At 66.3% G+C, this 19,720-nt stretch carries 19 protein-coding genes; 14 read left to right on the top strand and 5 right to left on the bottom strand.

The window, feature by feature from the left end; translation table 11 throughout:
* Positions 1 to 5 precede the first annotated feature (5 nt).
* A complete protein-coding gene (locus tag I4X03_RS06640; RefSeq protein WP_223467330.1) occupies positions 6 to 998 on the bottom strand; it encodes a serine/threonine protein kinase in 993 nt (330 codons plus the stop codon).
* 102 nt (positions 999 to 1,100) lie between these two features.
* On the opposite strand from I4X03_RS06640, the gene I4X03_RS06635 reads away from it, so the two are divergent.
* Entirely contained in the window at positions 1,101 to 1,802 is a 702-nt protein-coding gene (locus tag I4X03_RS06635) for a UPF0149 family protein (RefSeq protein ID WP_223467328.1), read from the top strand.
* Positions 1,803 to 1,883: 81 nt separating this feature from the next.
* Here the strand turns inward: I4X03_RS06635 and I4X03_RS06630 are convergent, their stop codons facing one another.
* The 3 genes from I4X03_RS06630 to I4X03_RS06620 all read right to left on the bottom strand — a co-directional run bounded on the left by I4X03_RS06630 (position 1,884) and on the right by I4X03_RS06620 (position 4,853).
* Positions 1,884 to 2,057, bottom strand: a complete 174-nt coding sequence (locus I4X03_RS06630; RefSeq protein WP_223467326.1) for a hypothetical protein — start codon at positions 2,055 to 2,057, stop codon at positions 1,884 to 1,886.
* A gap of 77 nt (positions 2,058 to 2,134) precedes the next feature.
* Complete coding sequence (locus I4X03_RS06625) at positions 2,135 to 2,593, bottom strand: hypothetical protein (protein ID WP_223467324.1); 459 nt, start codon at positions 2,591 to 2,593, stop codon at positions 2,135 to 2,137.
* A 154-nt stretch (positions 2,594 to 2,747) separates the two neighbouring features.
* On the bottom strand, positions 2,748 to 4,853 hold the full coding sequence (locus I4X03_RS06620; RefSeq protein WP_223467322.1) for a hypothetical protein: 2,106 nt from the start codon (positions 4,851 to 4,853) through the stop codon (positions 2,748 to 2,750).
* Between the two features lie 170 nt (positions 4,854 to 5,023).
* Between I4X03_RS06620 and I4X03_RS06615 the strand changes: the two genes are divergently transcribed.
* Positions 5,024 to 5,560, top strand: coding sequence for a hypothetical protein (locus tag I4X03_RS06615; protein ID WP_223467320.1), 537 nt, complete (start codon positions 5,024 to 5,026; stop codon positions 5,558 to 5,560).
* An 86-nt stretch (positions 5,561 to 5,646) separates the two neighbouring features.
* On the opposite strand, the gene orn is transcribed toward I4X03_RS06615, so the two are convergent.
* Positions 5,647 to 6,231 carry an oligoribonuclease gene (gene orn, locus I4X03_RS06610; RefSeq protein ID WP_223467318.1) on the bottom strand — a complete coding sequence of 195 codons (585 nt, stop codon included), beginning with the start codon at positions 6,229 to 6,231 and terminating at the stop codon, positions 5,647 to 5,649.
* A gap of 48 nt (positions 6,232 to 6,279) precedes the next feature.
* Between orn and I4X03_RS06605 the strand changes: the two genes are divergently transcribed.
* The 12 genes from I4X03_RS06605 to I4X03_RS06550 all read left to right on the top strand — a co-directional run bounded on the left by I4X03_RS06605 (position 6,280) and on the right by I4X03_RS06550 (position 19,714).
* A complete protein-coding gene (locus tag I4X03_RS06605) occupies positions 6,280 to 7,545 on the top strand; it encodes a M48 family metallopeptidase (protein ID WP_223467316.1) in 1,266 nt (421 codons plus the stop codon).
* Positions 7,542 to 7,874 (top strand): 4a-hydroxytetrahydrobiopterin dehydratase, encoded by a 333-nt coding sequence (locus I4X03_RS06600; protein ID WP_223467314.1) that lies wholly within the window; start codon positions 7,542 to 7,544, stop codon positions 7,872 to 7,874. The genes I4X03_RS06605 and I4X03_RS06600 overlap by 4 nt, the downstream gene beginning before the upstream one ends.
* Positions 7,871 to 8,761, top strand: a complete 891-nt coding sequence (gene rsgA / locus I4X03_RS06595; RefSeq protein WP_223467312.1) for a ribosome small subunit-dependent GTPase A — start codon at positions 7,871 to 7,873, stop codon at positions 8,759 to 8,761. Before I4X03_RS06600 ends, rsgA begins: the two co-directional genes overlap by 4 nt.
* A gap of 77 nt (positions 8,762 to 8,838) precedes the next feature.
* A complete protein-coding gene (argF, locus tag I4X03_RS06590; protein WP_223467310.1) occupies positions 8,839 to 9,762 on the top strand; it encodes an ornithine carbamoyltransferase in 924 nt (307 codons plus the stop codon).
* 104 nt (positions 9,763 to 9,866) lie between these two features.
* Positions 9,867 to 11,099, top strand: coding sequence for an argininosuccinate synthase (locus I4X03_RS06585; RefSeq protein ID WP_223467308.1), 1,233 nt, complete (start codon positions 9,867 to 9,869; stop codon positions 11,097 to 11,099).
* A gap of 165 nt (positions 11,100 to 11,264) precedes the next feature.
* Positions 11,265 to 13,079 carry a methyl-accepting chemotaxis protein gene (locus I4X03_RS06580; protein ID WP_223467306.1) on the top strand — a complete coding sequence of 605 codons (1,815 nt, stop codon included), beginning with the start codon at positions 11,265 to 11,267 and terminating at the stop codon, positions 13,077 to 13,079.
* Between the two features lie 6 nt (positions 13,080 to 13,085).
* Positions 13,086 to 13,538: a chemotaxis protein CheW gene (locus tag I4X03_RS06575; protein ID WP_223467303.1), complete on the top strand. Its 453-nt coding sequence runs from the start codon at positions 13,086 to 13,088 to the stop codon at positions 13,536 to 13,538.
* Entirely contained in the window at positions 13,535 to 14,773 is a 1,239-nt protein-coding gene (locus I4X03_RS06570) for a CheR family methyltransferase (RefSeq protein ID WP_223467301.1), read from the top strand. Before I4X03_RS06575 ends, I4X03_RS06570 begins: the two co-directional genes overlap by 4 nt.
* Positions 14,770 to 15,426 carry a chemotaxis protein CheW gene (locus I4X03_RS06565; protein WP_223467299.1) on the top strand — a complete coding sequence of 219 codons (657 nt, stop codon included), beginning with the start codon at positions 14,770 to 14,772 and terminating at the stop codon, positions 15,424 to 15,426. Before I4X03_RS06570 ends, I4X03_RS06565 begins: the two co-directional genes overlap by 4 nt.
* Positions 15,423 to 17,654 (top strand): hybrid sensor histidine kinase/response regulator, encoded by a 2,232-nt coding sequence (locus I4X03_RS06560; RefSeq protein WP_223467297.1) that lies wholly within the window; start codon positions 15,423 to 15,425, stop codon positions 17,652 to 17,654. Before I4X03_RS06565 ends, I4X03_RS06560 begins: the two co-directional genes overlap by 4 nt.
* On the top strand, positions 17,651 to 18,655 hold the full coding sequence (cheB, locus tag I4X03_RS06555; RefSeq protein WP_223467295.1) for a chemotaxis-specific protein-glutamate methyltransferase CheB: 1,005 nt from the start codon (positions 17,651 to 17,653) through the stop codon (positions 18,653 to 18,655). The genes I4X03_RS06560 and cheB overlap by 4 nt, the downstream gene beginning before the upstream one ends.
* A gap of 39 nt (positions 18,656 to 18,694) precedes the next feature.
* Positions 18,695 to 19,714, top strand: coding sequence for a diguanylate cyclase (locus I4X03_RS06550; RefSeq protein WP_223467292.1), 1,020 nt, complete (start codon positions 18,695 to 18,697; stop codon positions 19,712 to 19,714).
* The last annotated feature ends 6 nt before the right edge of the window (positions 19,715 to 19,720 follow it).

Raw genomic sequence — 19,720 nt, 5'->3', positions numbered from 1 at the left:
CGAAATTACACCGGCCACAGCGGCGGCTCGTCCATCAGCGCGACCTGCTCGCGCAATTCGAGGATGCGGTCCTGCCAATAGCGCTGGGTGTTAAACCACGGGAAAGCGGCGGGGAACGCGGGGTCGTCCCAGCGCCGCGCGATCCAGGCCGAGTAGTGCAGCAGGCGCAGCGTGCGCAGCGCCTCGACCAGGTACAACTGGCGCGGATCGAAGTCGCAGAAGTCTTCGTACCCGGCCAGCACATCGCTCAGCTGGCGCACCATCTCGGCGCGCTCGCCCGACAGCAGCATCCACAGGTCCTGCACCGCCGGCCCGGTGCGGCTGTCGTCGAAATCGACGAAGTGCGGGCCGGCCTCGGTCCACAGCACGTTGCCGGCGTGGCAGTCGCCGTGCAGGCGCAGCACCGGCACCTGGCCGGCCCGTTCGTAGCAGTGGGCGACGCCGGCCAGGGCCTGGTCGACCACGCTGCTGTAGGCGGCCAGCAGCTCGGGCGGGATCCAGCCATTGTCCAGCAGGAAGCTGCGCGGCTCGGTACCGAAGGTTTCGACGGTGAGCGCCGGGCGCTCCTTGAACGGGGTGAGGCCGCCGACGGCGTGAATGCGGCCGATGAAGCGGCCGATCCACTCCAGCGTGGCCGGATCGTCCAGTTCGGGCGCGCGCCCGCCCCTGCGCTCGAACACGGCCAGGCGGAAACCCTCGAACTCGTGCAGGCTGCGGCCGTTGATGACCATCGCCGGCACCGCCGGAATCTCGCGCTCGGCCAGCTCGTCGACGAAGGCATGCTCCTCCAGGATGGCGGCCTCGCTCCAGCGCTGCGGACGGTAGAACTTGACCACCACCGGCGGCCCTTCCTCCATGCCGACCTGGTACACCCGGTTCTCATAGCTGTTGAGCGCGATCAGGCGGCCATCGCCGCGCAGGCCCACGCTGTCGAGTGCATCGAGGACACGGTCGGGGCCGAGGCCGGCGAACGGATGGAGTGGAGGCGGGTTCGTCATGCCGCAATTGTAAGGTGGCCGGCGCGGCGGCGTACAAGTTTCGCACGCTGGCGCGCCCCAAGCGGTTAAACTAGCGCCTTCAACCTCACCATGAAGCACACCATGCAACTCGACCAGCCCCTTACCGAAAAAGAATTCGACGAACTTGACAAGTTCCTCCTGTCCGACCGCAGCTCCGACGACGCCATGACGATGGACACCCTGCACGGCTACCTGACCGCGATCGCGATCGGCCCGGAGACCATCATGCCGGCCGAATGGCTGGTCAAGGTCTGGGGCGAGGACGCCAGCGCCGCGCCGAAATGGAAGAACGCCAAGGAAGAAGAAAAGATCGTCAACCTGATCATGCGCTTCATGAACGAAGTGCTGGTCACGTTCGAAGTGGCGCCAAAGGAATTCGAGCCGCTGTTCTGCGAGCACGAGCATAACGGCGACGCCATCCTCGACGCCGAAGCGTGGTGCTGGGGCTTCTGGGAAGGCATGGAACTGCGTCCCGGCTCATGGCAGCCGATCTGGGAATCGGACCTGGCGCCATTGATGCGCCCGATCTACCTGCTGGGCGCCGATGAAATCGAAGAAGCCGAGCTGAAGGAAGTGGACGATCCTGCCAAGGCCCACAAGCTGGCGCAGCAGATCGAAGCGAACCTGCCTGCGATCCACAAGTTCTGGGTACCGCTGCGCAAGGCGGCGGTCCAGACGGTCAAGCGCGACGAACCGAAGGTTGGCCGCAACGACGATTGCCCTTGCGGCAGCGGCAAGAAGTACAAGAAATGCTGCGGTGCCGACGCCGGCGCCGCCGAATAAGCAGCGCCATTTAACAAACAGTTCGGGGTCCATGCCCGGGGATCAACCCCGGGGATGGACCCCGAATTGCATTACACGGAATTATTGACCGCGCGGGCCCTTGTCGGCGCCTTTGTGATCTTTTTGGCCGTCATTCTTGTGGCGGCCAGCAACTTCTTCAGTCTCGGCCGCCTGGCGGTTTTCGTTGGCTTCCTGCTGTACCTGCTGCTTTTCGCGTTGCAGTTGTTCGGTCTTGTCCTGGTCGTGATTTTTCATGATTGCCTCCTGTCGTGGTCAGCCTCCACCTTACGTCGGACCGGTCCGCTTCACCGTGCGGCAGACAACATTGCAGCTTATGAATACGATAGCTCGACCCGGTCGGGCATCGTGATCATCGCATCGGTAAAGCCGAGGATGCGCATGTGGCCAAGCGCAAACAGGATGGTCTCAAAGCGCTGCTCTTCCAGCAAACCCATGCCGCGCAGCGCGAAGTTCTGCGTGGCGACCTGATGCGCCGATTCGACATCGATCCGGCCATCGACGTTGCGATAGCTCCAGATCGCGCACAACACCGCCGCCTCATCGGCGCCCACCGTGAGCTTGGTTCCGCCCTGGTGGCGCGCGCACAGCGTCAGGGCGGTGTCGGCCAGCGCCAGCGAATCGTCCGAGACCAGGTTCAGCGACACCATGCTGGCGCGCTCGAAGACGCGCTTCCAGTCGATCGTGATGTGCCCGGACTTGCGGGTGAACACGCCTTGCGCGGGATTATCGTGGTGGAAGATGGTCGGGGGGACGGAGGTCAAGGCGTCCATGAAGATGCCACACAGGTCCGCGCGTCTGTGGAGGTGATCCGTTGCGATGGTGCGTGCAATGGACAGGGTTGCTTCTTCTGCTGCGCGGTCAGTGGTTATTTGCACGGTGAATTGTCGATAAACTTCGATAGCGGAAAGAAAGCATTCTACAGAGTTAGCGCTGCGCCGGACCCGTGCGCACGTAATATTGTGCCGTAGGAATACGTTTTAACACTTTGTGGAACGGCAAGCGAGCACTTTGTGGTGTTTTCATCAGCTCGTCGATGCCGTTGAAGGTGCGGTCGGCCAGCGCCCAGGCCAGCGGGGTGTCATTGCTGGTCGTGATGCCGAACCACAAAAAGCGCTCGGCATCGGGCGGCAGCAGCGCGCTCATGTCGCGCCGCTCGGCGGTGACGGCAAAGGTGGCGCGCGCCGAGCGCGTATTGAACAAGCCCAGCGGCGGGGCCAGCAGCTCCGACAGGAACGTCAGTTCCAGCTGCGCCGCGTTCGGGTCGAGCTTGCCTGACGGCGCGATCGCCCCCGGCGAATTACTGATCACCAGCACCACCGGCTCGATGTCGTAGCCTTGCCTGCGCCATTCGCGCAGCACCGGGCGCATCGCGAACAGCAGGTCGCGCAGCGTTTCGACGCCCGAGTTTTCAAAGTAGCCGCCATCGATCACCCGGCCCCACGGCGCGCGCTCGGCGCCGTCCGCGCATGGCACCAGCACCCCTTGGCGGCGGCAGGCGAATACCGTCCCGGCCGGGCTGAGGTAGCTGAAGCGCGCGCTGTTGTGCACGGCGGTTGCCAGGCTCATGCGCCGCAGGTCGAGCAGTTCGTGGGCCGCGTCGTAGGCATCCGGGAAGCTGCCGTCGATGGCGATGTTGCTGGCGATGAGGCGGTTGCCGCCCTGCACCACCGTCGCGTTCAGCAGTAGCGACGGCACCCGCATCCCGGCCGGCCCTTCCCACAGGCGGTCGAAGCGTTCGGCCAGGCGCGCGCTGCCGACCGCGTCGCTCCAGCTGCTTTGCCACGCCAGCTCCATCGCCCGCGCCCGGTCCGCGGCGGCAATCGGCAGCGGCAGGAAACGCTGGACCATGTCCGGGTACAGCAGGTAGCCGACGATGGGCGACAGGAAATCGCGCCGCAGCACCGCCGTCGCGCAGGCCTGGAAGGCGACGTCCGGATGGCCCGCGCAGCGCGCGCGCGCCAGCGCCCCGCTGTGCTGGTCGGCCACCAGCGCGGCGAACACCGCGCCGCCAAGGCTGCCTCCCGACACGCCGCTGAGCGCAAACAGGTTGTCGGCGAAACGCCGCTGGCTGTCGTCCTGCAATTTGGCCAGCACCATCGCCGTCCAGTAGGCGCCGCGCAAGCCGCCGCCCTCGGCCGCCACCACGAATACCGGAAACGGCTGGCCCGGCATGAGCGCGCCGCTTGCCTGGCGCTCGGCCAGCCATGCATGGAAGCGCGCCGGCCCCGCCGGGCGGACCGATGGCCCCGGCGCGCCGTCCAGCTGCGCGACCTCGTGGTTGTCGTTCCATGAGCTGAACACGACGAACAGCAGCAGCGGCAGCGCGGCCATCGACGGCAGCCGGAAATGGCGGAAGTAATACGTCAGCACCAGGTCGCCGAACAGGATCCAGCTGGCGAACGCAAAGCACAGCAGCGCCGGCGCCGTCAGCACGCTGGTTACCTCGACCGGCTTCCACCAGATCGCCAGCAGCAGCGCGAACGACAGCAGGATCACCGCCACCACCGTGACCACCGTGCGCCGTTGCAGTTCGATGAAGCGCAGCGACGCCTCGCTGCCGGGCATCCGGCTCAGCGGCGACCCGAACCAGCGGTGCGGCGCCAGCACGAACGCGCCGACCACCAGCGCCACGCCGGCAAAGGCCAGCGCCAGCACCGGCTCGCCGAGCAGCTGGTAGCGCACGGTCAGCAAGGTCGGGGGAAGCACGCCGAGCAGGCGCGGCAGCCAGGCGCGCAGCCACGCCACATACGCCGAGCCGGAGCTGTCGACGATGGCGTTGCCGGCGAAGATGCGGCCCAGCGTCAGGCGCGCGCTGTACCAGGCCGCCAGCGACCAGCTCGCCACGGAGACGACAAACACCGGGAAGTTCCAGCCGGGCTGGCTGGCCAGCCGCAGCGACTCGATGCCTTGCGGGATGAACGCCAGGCCGGCCGAGCACAAGATGGTCAGGGTCACGCTATAGAAGCAGCGCCACAGGACCGAACCGGTTTCCCTGAGGCGCTCCCCGGTCGCGCGTACGAATTGGAGCATGGTCGCCGCCGCAGCATCGTATTGCAATACTTGAAATAGTGCCGGATTTACAGCCGGATGGGAAGGCCTGAAGACGGACTCATCTGATGCGCTATTGCGCTGGCCCAATGCGCCTCAGTCTTGCCGTATGAAAATGAACTGGCATCCCCTTCCACCAGCCAGGAACTGCCATGATCCGCTCACTCGCCTTCGTTGCCCTGTTTGCCGCCGCCAGCGCCATTTCGGCCCAGGCCGCCACCGTTACCACCGACCTGCACGGCAAGGCTTGCAAGATCCTTGCATTCGACCGCGGCACCGGCGCGGCCACGCGCCAGTGCGCCGGGGTCGCCGGCTACAAGTTGCTGGTGCATGACGAGGACGGCCGCACCTCGATCGACGTGGTCGCGCCCGCGGCAGGCAAGATGCCGCTCAATTTCTGGGACGTGGTCAGCAATGGCTATTCGATGGTCGGCCGCCAGGCCGAATGGCACCTGGTCAGGCGCAACGGCAAGCTGGTGCCGGTGGGATTGGTGGTGCGGGTGGACACGATCGACAGCGTGGCGCAGGACCGCTACCAGCGCGGCGCGCTGACGACGGTAACGCGGATCGGGCAGAACGACGCCTGCGTGGTATTCAAGACCAATTCCGCATCGCGCCAGGCCAGCCGCAAGGCGCGCGCCGCGGCGCTCGACCCGCGCGCGCCGTGTCTGCCGGCGGTGGAGTCCTAGGGTCACATGGCGGGTGCGCTGCGCTTACCCGCCCTACGCATCGTGACAGGTAGGGCGGATAGGCGCAGCGCATCCGCCGTTTTGACTTACAACTTGATGAAATGCTCGCGGTAGTACTTCAGCTCTTCCACCGATTCCAGGATATCGGCCAGCGCGGTGTGCTTCTGGTGCTTCTTGAACCCGCCAACAATCTCCGGTTTCCAGCGCCGGCACAGTTCCTTCAGGGTCGACACATCCAGGTTGCGATAGTGGAAGAACCCTTCCAGCTTCGGCATGCCGCGCGCCATGAAGCGGCGGTCCTGGCAAATGGTATTGCCGCACATCGGCGACTTGTTGGCCGGCACGAAGTTCTTCAGGAAGGTAATCAACGCCGCTTCGGCATCGGCCTCGGTCACGGTCGAGGCCTTGACGCGCTCGATCAGGCCCGAACGGCCGTGGGTGCCCTTGTTCCAGGCATCCATCTTGTCGAGCGTCTCGTCCGACTGGTGAATGGCGAACACCGGGCCTTCGGCCAGCACATTAAGGTGCATATCGGTGACCACCACGGCCACTTCGATGATGCGGTCGGAATCCGGGTCCAGCCCCGTCATCTCCATGTCAACCCAGACCAGGTTGAACTCATTCGGGCGCTGCGGCGCGGCCGGTGCTGCTAAATCGGTGGCATGTGACATAATTCTCTCTTCGGCCTAAACAATCCTGCATTTTCTCACAGGCACAGAATGTATTCACTCGTGTTTTCGATTTTGTTCGTCAGTTTCTTTGTTCTCTCCCTGTCGCTGCGGTTCTGGCTGGCGGGACGCCAGGTGCGCCACGTGCTCGCCAACCGCGCCCGGGTGCCGGCGGAATTCGCCGCCCGGATCCCGCTCGAAGCGCACCAGAAGGCCGCCGACTACACCGTCGCCAAAACCAAGTTCGGCATGGTCGCCACCTTCTTCGGCGCTGTCGTGCTGATCGGCTTCACCCTGCTGGGCGGCCTGCAGGCGCTGTCGCTGGCGGTGCTCGACGCCACCGGCCCCGGGATGGCGTTCCAGCTTGGCCTGGTCGCCGCCTTCGCGCTCGTCTCCGGCATGCTCGACCTGCCGTTCGACCTGTACCGCCAGTTCGTGCTCGAACAGCGCTTCGGCTTTAACAAGATGACCCTCAAGCTGTGGTTCGCCGACATGCTCAAGGGCGTGCTGCTGGGCGCCGCGCTCGGCCTGCCGCTGCTGTGGATCGTGCTGACCCTGATGGACAAGACCGGCCCGCTGTGGTGGTTCTACGCGTGGATGGTGTGGAGCGGCTTCCAGCTGCTGATGATGGTGCTGTACCCGACCGTGATCGCGCCGATGTTCAACAAGTTCACCCCGCTGGCCGACGACAGCCTGAAGGCGCGTATCGAAGGCCTGATGCAGCGCGTGGGCTTCGCCTCCAAGGGCCTGTTCGTGATGGACGGCTCCAAGCGCAGCGCCCATGGCAACGCCTACTTCTCGGGCTTCGGTTCCAACAAGCGCATCGTGTTCTTCGACACCCTGCTCTCGCGCCTGGCGCCGCAGGAAATCGAAGCGGTGCTGGCCCATGAACTGGGCCACTTCAAGCTCAAGCACATCGTCAAGCGCATCGCCGTGATGTTCGCCGTGTCGCTCGGCTTCCTCGCGCTGCTCGGCTTCCTGAAGGAGCAGCCGTGGTTCTACACGGGCCTCGGCGTGGAGCCGCTGCTTGGCGCCGGCAATGACGCCGTCGCGCTGATCCTGTTCATGCTGGCGCTGCCGGTGTTTACCTTCGCGCTGTCGCCGCTCACCTCCATCAGCTCGCGCAAGCACGAATTCGAGGCCGACGCCTTCGCCGCCAAGCACACCGATTCGAACGACCTGGTGTCGGCGCTGGTGAAGATGTATGAAGACAACGCCTCCACGCTGACGCCCGATCCGCTGCACTCGGCGTTCTACGATTCGCACCCGCCGGCATCGGTGCGGATTCGCCAACTGAACCTGGCGGGGGCGCAATGAGCCTGCGCGACATGCACTGCAGCTTCTCCCCTGCCGCGCTCAGTGCGCAGGACATCGCCAGCCTGCTGGCCGAACTCGATGGCTGGACCGTCAATGGCGAGCTGCTCGAACGCCGCTTCGCCCTGCGCGACTATCATGAGACCATCGCCTTCGTCAACGCGCTGGCCTGGATGACGCACCAGCAAGACCACCATCCCGAGCTGGCCGTGACCTACAACAGCTGCACCGTCAGCTACAGCACCCACTCGGCCGGCGGCAAACTGACCAACAACGATTTCATCTGCGCCGCCAAGGCCGACGCGCTGTACGCGCAGCGGGCCGGCGCATGAGCGGCCTGCTCGGCACCATCATCGCCGCCCACGGGCGCCACTACCTGGCCGACGCCGAAGGCGAGATGCTCCAGTGCGTCACGCGCGGCAAAAAAACCAACGTGGCGGTGGGCGACATCGTCAAGCTCGCCAAGACCTCCGACAACCAGGCCGTCATCGAGGCGATCACCGAGCGCAAGACCCTGCTCTACCGCTCGGACCAGTACAAGTCCAAGCTGCTGGCGTCGAACCTGACGCGCCTGTTCATCGTCGTCGCCACCGAACCCGGCTTCGCCGACGACCTGATCTCGCGCTCGCTGGTGGCGGCCGAAGCGGCCGGCATCGAGGCCCACCTGATCCTCAACAAGACCGACGTCGCCGCCCTGCTGCCGAAGGCGCGCGAGCGCCTGCTGATGTATTCGTCGCTCGGCTATCCGGTGCACGAAGTGTCGGCGCGCGCCCAACCCGAACACGCGGTCGCCACCCTGCAGCCGCTGCTCGAAGGCCAGTCGTCGATCTTCATCGGCCAGTCGGGCATGGGCAAGTCTTCCCTGATCAACCTGCTGGTGCCGGACGCCGACATCGCGGTGCGCGAAATCTCGGCCGCCCTCGACACCGGCAAGCACACCACCACCTTCACGCGCCTGTACAAGATGCCGGGCGAGTCCCAGATCATCGATTCGCCCGGCTTCCAGGAGTTCGGCCTGTACCACCTGACCGAGGGGATGATCGAGCGCGCTTTCGTGGAGTTCAAGCCCTACCTGGGCGGCTGCAAGTTCTACAACTGCCGCCACCTGATCGAGCCGCAATGCGCGGTGCTCGACGCGGTCGCCGCCGGCAAGATCGCCTCGTTCCGCCACCAGCTGTACAAACAGCTGCTGCACGAATCGGCGCAGACGCTGTACTAGGGCCAGGCGGGGCGTCTCCTGCGGCGCCCTGTTAAAACCCTTATAATTGTATGGATACACGTCTCCAAGTTGTCATCATGCCTACCAATCCGATCAAGCACTTCCTGCAGTTTTCCGACTTCACGCGCGACGAGTTCGAATACGTCATCGCGCGCGCCAGCGTCATCAAGCAGAAGTTCAAGAACTACGAGATCTATCACCCGCTGGTCGACCGCACCCTGGTGATGGTGTTTGAAAAGAGCTCGACCCGCACCCGCCTGTCGTTCGAGGCCGGCATGCACCAGCTGGGCGGCGCCGCGATCTACCTGAACACGCGCGACAGCCAGCTCGGACGCGGCGAGCCGGTCGAAGACGCGGGCCAGGTCATGAGCCGCATGTGCGACATCATCATGGTGCGTACCTTCGGCCAGGAGATCATCGAGCGCTTCGCCGCCAACTCGCGGGTACCGGTCATCAACGGCCTGACCAACGAACACCACCCGTGCCAGGTGCTGGCCGACATCTTCACCTTCGTCGAGCACCGCGGCTCGATCAGCGGCAAGACGGTGGCCTGGATCGGCGACGCCAACAACATGCTGTACTCGTGGCTGCAGGCGGCCGAAGTGTTCGGCTTCCACCTGAACGTGTCGACCCCGAAGGGCTACGACATCGATCCGGCGATGGTCTCGACCGAGCGCTACACCTTCTTCGCCGACCCATCGGAAGCCTGCGAAGGCGCGCACCTGGTCAACACCGACGTCTGGACCAGCATGGGCTACGAGAAGGAAAACGCCGAACGGCTGGCCGCCTTCGACGGCTTCATCGTCGACTCGGCCAAGATGGCGCGGGCAAGCAAGGACGCGCTGTTCATGCACTGCCTGCCGGCCCACCGCGGCGAAGAAGTCTCGGCCGACGTCATCGACGGCCCGCAGTCGGTGGTCTGGGACGAAGCCGAGAACCGCCTGCACGTGCAGAAGGCGCTGATCGAATACCTGCTGCTCGGACGGATCGACACCAAATAACCAACCACCCTGTTTTATCGTTGGCCTTCGCCCCTGCTTGCAGGGGCGGCGTTCCCGGGGCCAGCTGACCATTAACCCTCCCCACGTCTTACATTGGAACTCTCATGAGCGACATCAAAAAAGTAGTTCTCGCCTACTCCGGCGGCCTCGATACCTCCGTCATCCTGAAATGGCTGCAGGATAACTACGGCTGCGAAATCGTCACCTTCACGGCCGACCTCGGCCAGGGCGAAGAACTCGAGCCCGCGCGCGCCAAAGCGATCAAGTTCGGCATCAAGCCTGAAAACATCTACATCGACGACGTGCGCGAAGAATTCGTGCGCGACTTCGTATTCCCGATGTTCCGCGCCAATACCGTGTACGAAGGCGAATACCTGCTCGGCACCTCGATCGCGCGCCCGCTGATCGCCAAGCGCCTGATCGAGATCGCCCGCGAAACCGGCGCCGACGCGATCTCGCACGGCGCCACCGGCAAGGGCAACGACCAGGTCCGCTTCGAGCTCGGTGCGTATGCGCTGAAACCCGATGTCAAGATCATCGCGCCATGGCGCGAGTGGGACCTGCTGTCGCGCGAGAAGCTGCTGAAGTACGCGGAAGACGCCGGCATCGCGGTCGACATGAAGCACAAGAACGGCGGCGCGCCCTACTCGATGGACGCCAACCTGCTGCACATCTCGTTCGAAGGCCGCCACCTCGAGAACCCGAGCGCGGAAGCCGAAGAATCGATGTGGCGCTGGACGGTCAGCCCCGAGGCGGCGCCGGACACCCCGGAATACCTCGACATCGAATACGAGAAAGGCGACATCGTCGCCCTGAACGGCGTGCGCATGTCGCCGGCGACCGTGCTGGCCGAACTCAATCGCCTCGGCGGCAAGCACGGCATCGGCCGCCTTGACCTGGTCGAGAACCGCTACGTCGGCATGAAGTCGCGCGGCTGCTACGAAACCCCGGGCGGCACCATCATGCTGCGCGCGCACCGCGCGATCGAATCGATCACGCTGGACCGCGAAGTGGCGCACCTGAAGGACGACCTGATGCCGCGCTATGCATCGATGATCTACAACGGCTACTGGTGGGCGCCGGAGCGCGTCGCGATCCAGACCCTGATCGACCACACCCAGGCCACCGTCAACGGCTGGGTGCGCATCAAGCTGTACAAGGGCAATGTCATCGTGGTGTCGCGCGACTCGAAGACCGACTCGCTGTTCGACATGAACATCGCGACCTTCGACGAAGACGGCGGCGCCTACAACCAGGCCGACGCCGGCGGCTTCATCAAGCTCAACGCGCTGCGCATGCGCATTGCCGCGAAAGCACGCGAGAAGCGCGGCCAGTAAGCGCGCTGTTCGACAAAAACAGGGGCCGCGTCATGCGGCCCTTGTCGTTCAGACTACTTTTCCGGGAATTTCGGCCACACGAAGGTGTTTTCTCCCATGAAAACACCCCGTTTGGCCTGCCGAAATGTTACGCTCGGGGCACAAATCTTGGTATCGGGAGAATCTATGTTGCAGGACCTAAGCATCAAGCAAAAACTCTACGCGGGATTTGGCGCCATCGTCACTATCCTCTTGATACTGCTGGTACTCGCCTACAATAGTTTCCAGAAAGTTTCCTCTGCGACCAAGCTCGACCGTCATACGCTGGAAGTGCAGCTCGAGGTCGACCAGATCGGCGCCAACATCCTGGACATTCAAAACCAGGTGCGCGGCTACCTGCTGACCGGCCAGCCGCGCTTCCTGACCCCGGACGTCGATGAAGAAGCCCTGCTGCGCAAGAACGTCGCCCATGTCATCAGCCTGACAGCCGACAATCCGCTGCAGCAGGAACGCGTGCGCAAGATCAGCGCCGCGATCGATGTATGGTTCGCCAACGTGATCAACCCGCTGATCGAAAAGCGCCGAGCCCTCGGCAACGCGGCGGACGCCACCGCACAGGCGGCGCGCTCGCCGGAACTCGATACCGGCTTCACCACGGTGGTTGAACTGCGCAAGACGCTGGCCGACATCACGGCGGAAGAAAACCGCCTGCTGGCGCAGCGCTCGGCCGAAGTTGCCGAACTGCAGAAAACGATGTCGCTGATCCTGGTCGGCGGCGGCGCCATCGCGGTGCTGCTTGCCTCGGTCATCGCTGTCATGCTCGGCCAGGCCATCCTGGCGCCGCTCAACAACCTGACCCAGGTGGTCGGCCGCATCGCCGGCGGCGACAAGGGCGCGCGCGCGCCGGTCATGGGGCGCGATGAAATGGGTAACGTCACCGAAGAATTCAACCGGATGGCGCAAGCCATCGAAGACAGCCAGGCCAAGGAACTGGCCGCAGCCAACGAGCTGCGCGCCAAGGTCGACGCCCTGCTCGATGTGGTGTCGAAGGCTGCCGGCGGCGACCTGACCGGCAGCGTCACCGTCAGCGGCGACGACGCCATCGGCCGCATGGGCGATGGCCTCAAGACCATGGTCGAGAACCTGCGCCAGCTGATCAACAATGTCCAGAAGGCCGGCATCCAGGTCACCACGTCGGCCACCGAGATCGCCGCATCGGCCAAGCAGCAGGAAGCGACCGGCGTCGAACAGGCCCAGACCAGCGTCGAGATTTTGTCGACCACCAAGGAGATGTCTGCCAACACCTCGCAGCTGCTGCGGACGATGGAGGAAGCGACCAGCGTCGCCGACTACACCACCAACGCCACCGCCGACGCCCAGAACAACCTGCGCCGGATGGACCTGACGATGCAGAACATGGTCGCGGCGACCGACTCGATCAACGCCAAGCTGGCCGCGCTATCCGAAAAGGCCAGCAACATCAACAGCGTGCTGACCACGATTACCAAGGTGGCCGACCAGACCAACATCCTGTCGCTGAACGCCGCCATCGAAGCCGAGAAGGCGGGCGAAGCCGGCCGCGGCTTCTCGGTCGTCGCCACCGAGATCCGCCGCCTCGCCGACCAGACCTCGGTATCGACCTGGGACATCGAGCAGATGCTCAAGGAGATGCAGTCGGCGGTGTCGGCCAGCGTCATGGGCATGGATAAATTCTCGGAAGAGATCCGCCGCAGCGTCGGCGAAGTCAGCCAGGTGGCAGAACAGCTGTCGTCGGTGATGGACCAGGTGCAGAAACTGGCGCCGCAGTTCGACGTGGTGCTGCAGGGGATGCAGTCGCAGGCGGTCGGCGCCAGCCAGATCAGCGAAACCATGATGCAGCTGAACGACGCGACCCAGCAGACCGTCGAGTCCTTGAAGGCCACCAGCGAAGCGGTGCACCAGCTTCAGTATGCCGCCAGCGACCTGCAGTCGTCGGTGTCCACCTTCGCCGTCAGCAACTAAGCAGCGATGAAGGTCCTGGTCTTCCACATCGGCGCCGACCGCTACGGGCTGCGGCTCGGCGCGATCGCGCGGGTGCTGCCGGCGGCGGGCCTGAAGCAGCTGCCGCTGGCGCCCGCCTTCGTGGCCGGCCTGCTCGACTTTCATGGCGCCCCGGTGCCGGTGATCGACCTGTCGCAACTGGCCGGCGCGCCGGCCCGGCAGCTGTGGTTCGACACCCGCATCATCCTGATCGATTACCCGGCCAACGGCGCCATCCGCGCGCTCGGGCTGCTGGCCGAACACGTGGCCGGCATCGAGTCCATCGACCCGGCATCGCTGGCCGACAGCGGCGTGGCCGCGGCGCCGTTCCTCGGACGCGTCGCCGGCGGCGAGGCCGGCATGCTGCAACTGGTCGAGCCGGAAGGCTTGCTGACAGCCGAGGTGCGCGCGATGCTGTTCCCGGCGCAGGCGGCAGCATGAGCCTGCGCGACCAGGTACGCACGCAAACGGGGCTCGACCTGACCGCGGCCGAGATCGACCGCGCCGTGGCGCGGCGCATGGCCAAATGCGGACAATCCGAAGCGGCCGACTACGAAGCGAACATCACGCTCGATGAAATGCGCGCGCTGGTCGAGCTGCTGGTGGTGCCGGAGTCGTGGATGTTCCGCGACGCCGACGCATTCGCCGCCGCGGTGGCGGCGGTACAGCGCCGCCTGTCGAATGCGCCGGGGCGCGCGGTGCGCATCCTGTCGGTGCCATGCGCCGGCGGCGAAGAGCCGTATTCGATGGCGATGGCGCTGAGCGACGCCGGCGTCGCGCCGGGATCGTTCCGCATCGAGGCGTTCGACCTGTCGGAAGTGGCGCTGGAACGCGCGCGCCGCGGCCTCTACACGCGCAACGCGTTCCGCGGCGGCGACCTGGCGTTCCGCGAACGCCACTTCACCGAGGTCGGCAAGGAATTCCAGATCAGCGACGCGATGCGCGCCCAGGTGCGCTTCAGCCAGGGCAACCTACTGGTCACCGACCTTGCCGCCGGCGGCCGCTTCGACGTGGTCTTCTGCCGCAACCTGCTGATCTACTTCGACGAACCGACCGCCGCCACCGCGATCGCCCGCCTGCACGCGCTGCTGGACGACGACGGCGTGCTGTTCGCCGGCTACGCCGAGGTGCCAACCTATTGCCGCAACGGGTTCGCCTCGGTGCGCGCGGCCAACGCTTTCGCGCTGCAAAAGACCGCGCCGGAAGCGCCGCAGCCCGCCGCCGCGGCGCCGATCGAGCGCCGTACACGGCCGCGTCCAGTGGCGGCGCCTGCGCCGGCACCGGCACCGGCCAAACCCCGGCTGGCGCGGGTGCCGGCGGCGGTGCGGGCGGCTCCCGACATCGGCGCGATGCTCGCGCAGGCGCGCCGCCAGGCCGACCAGGGCGACCACGCCGGCGCCGCCGGCGCGTGCCAGCGCGTGCTCGAGAACGCGCCCGATTCGGCCGACGCCTACTTCATCCTGGGCCTGACCAGCGAGTGCGGCCGCGACCTGGCGGCCGCCGAAGGTTACTGGCGCCGCTGCGTCTACCTCAAGCCCGACCACTACGAAGCCTTGTGCCACCTGGCGCTGCTGGCCGGCGAACGCGGCGACACAGCGCAAGCGGACGCCTTGCGCCAGCGCGCCGCGCGGGTCTACCAGCGCGCCAATGACGGCGTCCGGAAAGGAAGGCCATGAACGACATGGGCTGCTGGAACGTGATCGGCGTGGCCGGCGACAAAAGCTGCGACAAGCTGGCGCCGCTGGTCCATTGCCGCAATTGCGACGTCTACGCGAACGCCGCGCTGCGCAACCTGCAGCGCCCTGCCGGCGACGCCTACCGAGCCGAGTGGGCGGCGGTGCTGCGCCAGCCGCTGGCGCAAGCCGATACCAGCGACACATCGGCGCTGGCGTTTCGCATCGGCCGCGAATGGCTGGCGCTGCCCACGGCGATGGTGGCGCAGGTCGCTCCGCAAGCTGCGGCGCACCGCCTGCCGCACCGCGGCGCCAGCGGGCTGGCGGGCATCGTCAACGTCGGCGGCAAGCTGATGCCGGCCATTTCGCTGGCCGCCATGCTCGGCCTCGACGAACGCGACGCGCCTGCGCGCGAGGGACGCCACACGTTCGCGCGCCTGCTGGTGGTCGAGTGGGACGGCCAGAGCTTCGCCCTGCCCGTCGCCGACCTGTTCGGCATCGTGCGCTACGCTTCGACAGGGCTCACCGCGCCGGCCGCCACCATCAACCGCGGCTTCGAGCGCTTCCTGCTGGGCGTGACCAGCCGTGACGACATGCATATCGGGGTGCTCGACGCGTCCCTGATCGGACACCAGATGACAAGGCTATTGCGATGAGCGTCGATTCGTACGGCGACCTGAGCCAGTTTTCCATGCTCGACCTGTTCCGCATGGAGGCGGAGGGACAGGCGCGCACGCTGACCGACGGCCTGCTGTCGATGGAGCGCGGCGGCGCCGCGGCCGGCGCGGTCGATGAACTGATGCGGGCCGCCCATTCGATCAAGGGCGCCGCCGCCATCGTCAACCTCGACGTCGCGGTGCAGGTGGCCCATGTGATGGAAGACGCGTTCGTCGCGGCGCAGAACGGCCTGCTCGAGATGACCCCGGCGCGGATCGACGTGCTGCTGTCCGGCGTCGACCTCATTGTCCAGTTAGCGGCGCTGACCGAAGACAGCGCGCAGGCGTGGATCGCGCAGAACACCGCCGTCATCTCGTCCACGATCGCCGCGATTGCCGGCATCGCCCACGTTCAGCCGGCTGCGCCGGCGGTGGCGGCGCCGGCCGCATCGCCGGCGCCGCCACCGCCGGCGGACAGTGCGCCGCTGACCCAGCCGCAGCCGCGCGCCAGCCAGAGCTACGACAAGCTGCTGGCCCTGGCCGGCGAGTCGCGCATCAATGCGCACCAGATGCGGCCGCTGATCGAGTCGGTGCAGCGGCACAAGCGCAACCAGTCGTCGGTGCTGCAGGCGATCGAGCAGCTGCACGACGCGATCATGCGCAGCGGCGACGCGGCGCTGGTCGAGCGCTCGGCGCAGCTGATCCACAAGGCCGCGCCGCTCAAGCAGTTCGCCATCGGCCACATGGCCGACATCGAAAACTACGAGCGCCGCGTGCTGGGCGTGTCGGCTGCGCTGGTCGACGAGGTGCTGGCCCTGCGCATGCGGCCGTTCGGCGACGGCGTCCATGCCTTCCCGCGCATGGTGCGCGACCTGGCGCGCAGCCTCGGCAAGGAAGCGCAGCTGGTGATCGACGGCGAAGACACGCTGGTCGACCGCGACATCCTGGCCAAAATCGAAAGCCCGCTCAACCACCTGTTGCGCAACGCGGTCGACCACGGCATGGAGATGCCGGACCAGCGGGTGGGCGCCGGCAAGCCTGCAGCGGGCAGCATCCGGCTCGAGGCGCGCCACCGCGCCGGCATGCTGAACATCGAAATCAGCGACGATGGCCGCGGCGTCGACCTCGAACGGATCCGCGCCAACGTGGTCGCGCGCGGCATGTCGAGTGACGCGATGGCAGCGGCGATGTCGCCGGCCGAGCTGCTCGAATTCCTGTTCCTGCCCGCGTTCAGCCTGAAGGAAACCACCAGCGAGATCTCCGGGCGCGGCGTCGGCCTCGACGTGGTGCAGCAGGTGATCCGCGAACAGAACGGCAGCGTGCGCATCGAGTCGCAGCCGGGACTCGGCTTCCGCACCTCGATCACGCTACCGCTGACCCAGTCGATCGTGCGCGCGCTGGTGTTCGACATCCAGGGCGAGGCCTACGCGATCCCGATCGTCAAGGTCGAGCGGGTGCTGAAGATTGCGCAGTCGGCCATCAGCACGCTGGAAAACAAGCAGTTCGTCGACAGCGGCGGCGAGCACCTCGGGCTGGTGCCGGCCGCGCAGGTGCTGGCACTGGGACAATTCGAGCCGTCCGGCGACGAGCTGTCGGTGCTGGTGATCGGCAGCGGCCAGCGGCGCTATGCGCTGGTGGTCGATGCGATCCGCGGCGAACATAGCCTGGCGGTGCAGGCGCTCGATCCGATCTTCGGCAAGATGCGCGACATCAGCGCGGCCGCCCTTCTCGACGACGGCGCGCCGGTGCTGATCCTCGACGTCGCCGACCTGCTGCTGTCGATCGACAAGCTGCTGCATGAAGGCGGGCTGCACAAGCTGTCGGGCGCCGGCGGCGCCGAGCGGCGCCGCAGCCGGCGCGTGCTGGTGGTGGACGATTCGCTGACGGTGCGCGAAATGGAGCGCAAGCTGCTGCTCGGGCGCGGCTACCAGGTCGACGTGGCCATCGACGGGATGGATGGCTGGAACGCGGTGCGCAGCGGCGACTACGACCTGGTCATCACCGACGTCGACATGCCGCGCCTGGACGGCATCGAACTGGTCGCGCTGATCCGCAAGGACCTTGACCTGCACAAGCTGCCGGTGATGATCGTCTCCTACAAGGACCGGCCGGAAGACCGGGCGCGCGGCATGGCCGCGGGCGCCGACTACTACCTCACCAAGGGCAGCTTCCATGACGAGACGCTGCTCGATGCGGTGTTCGACCTGATCGGAGACCCGGGCCTATGAAGATCGGGATCGCCAACGACGTCGCGATGGCCGCGGAAGCGCTGCGCCGCGCGGTCGCCAGCACCAGCGAGCACCAGGTGCTGTGGATCGCCCGGACCGGCCTGGAAGCGGTGCGCATGGCGGCCGACCACAAGCCCGACCTGATCCTGATGGACCTGAACATGCCCGAGCTCGACGGCGTCGAGGCGACCCGCCAGATCATGGCGCAGTCGCCGTGCGCGATCCTGATCGTCACCGGGCAGCCGCAGGATAGCGTCAACCAGGTGTTTCGCGCGATGGGCGCCGGGGCGCTCGACGTGACGGCGACGCCGGCCCTGCGCGGCGGCGACGCCGCCCTGCTGGCCAAGATCAAGACCATCGGCAAGCTGCTGCGGGTGAGCGGGACCGAGCACCCTTCGCGCCAGGCGGCGGGCAGCGGCGGCGCCAACCCGGTCAGCCACCTGCTGGCAATCGGCGCATCGACCGGCGGGCCGGTGGCGGTGGCCGCGGTCCTGAGCGGATGGCTCCCGCCGGCAGGCACCGCCATCGTCGTGGTGCAGCACATCGACGCCCACTTCACGCCGCAGCTGGCGCGCTGGCTGGGCGACCAGCTGGCCATGCCGGTCCAGGTGATCGCCGACGGCGACATGCTGGCCCCAGGCGCAGTGCAGGTGGCGATGACCAACGATCACCTGCTGCTCGGCGCAGGCGGACGTCTGTACTACGACGCCCATCCGCGCGAGTATGCCTACCGCCCGTCGGTCGATGTGTTCTTTCACTGCGTGGCCCAGCACTGGGCCGGCCCGGCCACCGGTGTCCTGCTGACCGGCATGGGCCGCGACGGCGCCGCCGGCCTGCTGGCAATGCGCGAAGCGGGCAAGAACACCATCAGCCAGGACGAGGCGTCCAGCGCCGTCTACGGCATGCCGCGCGCCGCGGCCGACCTGGGCGCGTCCCAGAATATTCTGCCGCCCGATGGCATCGCGCGCGCCTTACGCAGTAAAATTGGCGTCAAACTATAAATAGGGGCCTGAAGTCAGGGCCGCGAGATCAAGAGAACAATGTCAAAACTCAGCCACGGCAGCACCAACAGCGCATCGCCCGTCACGCATTTCAAGGTCCGCGTACTGCTGGTCGACGACCAACTGATCATCGTCGAAGCGATACGCCGCATGCTCGACGGGCACCCCGATATCGAATTCCATTACGTGAGCAGTGCCGCCGCAGCGGTCGAAACGGCGGTGAACATGAAACCGACCGTGATCCTGCAAGACCTGGTCATGCCCGACATCGACGGCTTCGCGCTGATCCAGGCATACCGCGCCCAGGCGTCGCTGGCGTCGGTCCCGGTGATCGTGCTCTCGGCCAAGGACGACGCCAAACTCAAGGCGCACAGCTTCGCCGTCGGCGCCAATGATTACGTCGTCAAGGTGCCCGACCAGATCGAGCTGCTGGCGCGCGTGCGCTACCATTCCTCGGGCCACATCAGCCGGCTGCAGCGCGACGAGGCGTTCCGCTTCCTGCGCGAGAGCCAGCAGCGGCTGGCCGATGCGAATATCGAGCTGCAGAAGCTGGCGGCGCTGGATGGCCTGACCGGTATCGCCAACCGCCGCCGCTTCGATGAAGTGCTGCCGGTCGAGTGGCAGCGCGCGCAGCGCGAACGCAAGCCGCTGTCGCTGCTGATGTGCGACATCGACTGCTTCAAGCACCATAACGACTCGTTCGGCCACCAGGCCGGCGACATGTGCCTGAAAAAGACCGCGGCGATCCTGACCGAACACCTGAAGCGCCCGGCCGACCTGGCGGTGCGCTATGGCGGCGAAGAGTTTGCCATCGTGCTGCCCGATACCGATGCGGCCGGCGCGGTGCAGGTGGCGGAAGCTTGCCGCGCCCATCTGGAAGCGCTGGCGATCGACAACACCGGGTCAGGCTTCGGCGACGTGGTGACGATGTCGATCGGCGTGGCGACGGTGGTGCCGGGCCCGGAAAGCTCGGTGCGCGAACTGATGGAACGGGCCGACAAGGCGCTGTACGCGGCCAAGTCGGAGGGGCGCAACAGGGTTTGCGTGGCGCCCGGCTAAACGCCA

The organism is Massilia soli (assembly GCF_016809835.1).
In the GTDB taxonomy this organism is placed as follows: domain Bacteria; phylum Pseudomonadota; class Gammaproteobacteria; order Burkholderiales; family Burkholderiaceae_D; genus Telluria_A; species Telluria_A soli.
Note: the sequence above shows the minus strand (reverse complement) of the source record. Positions and strands in the feature narration are given on the sequence as shown.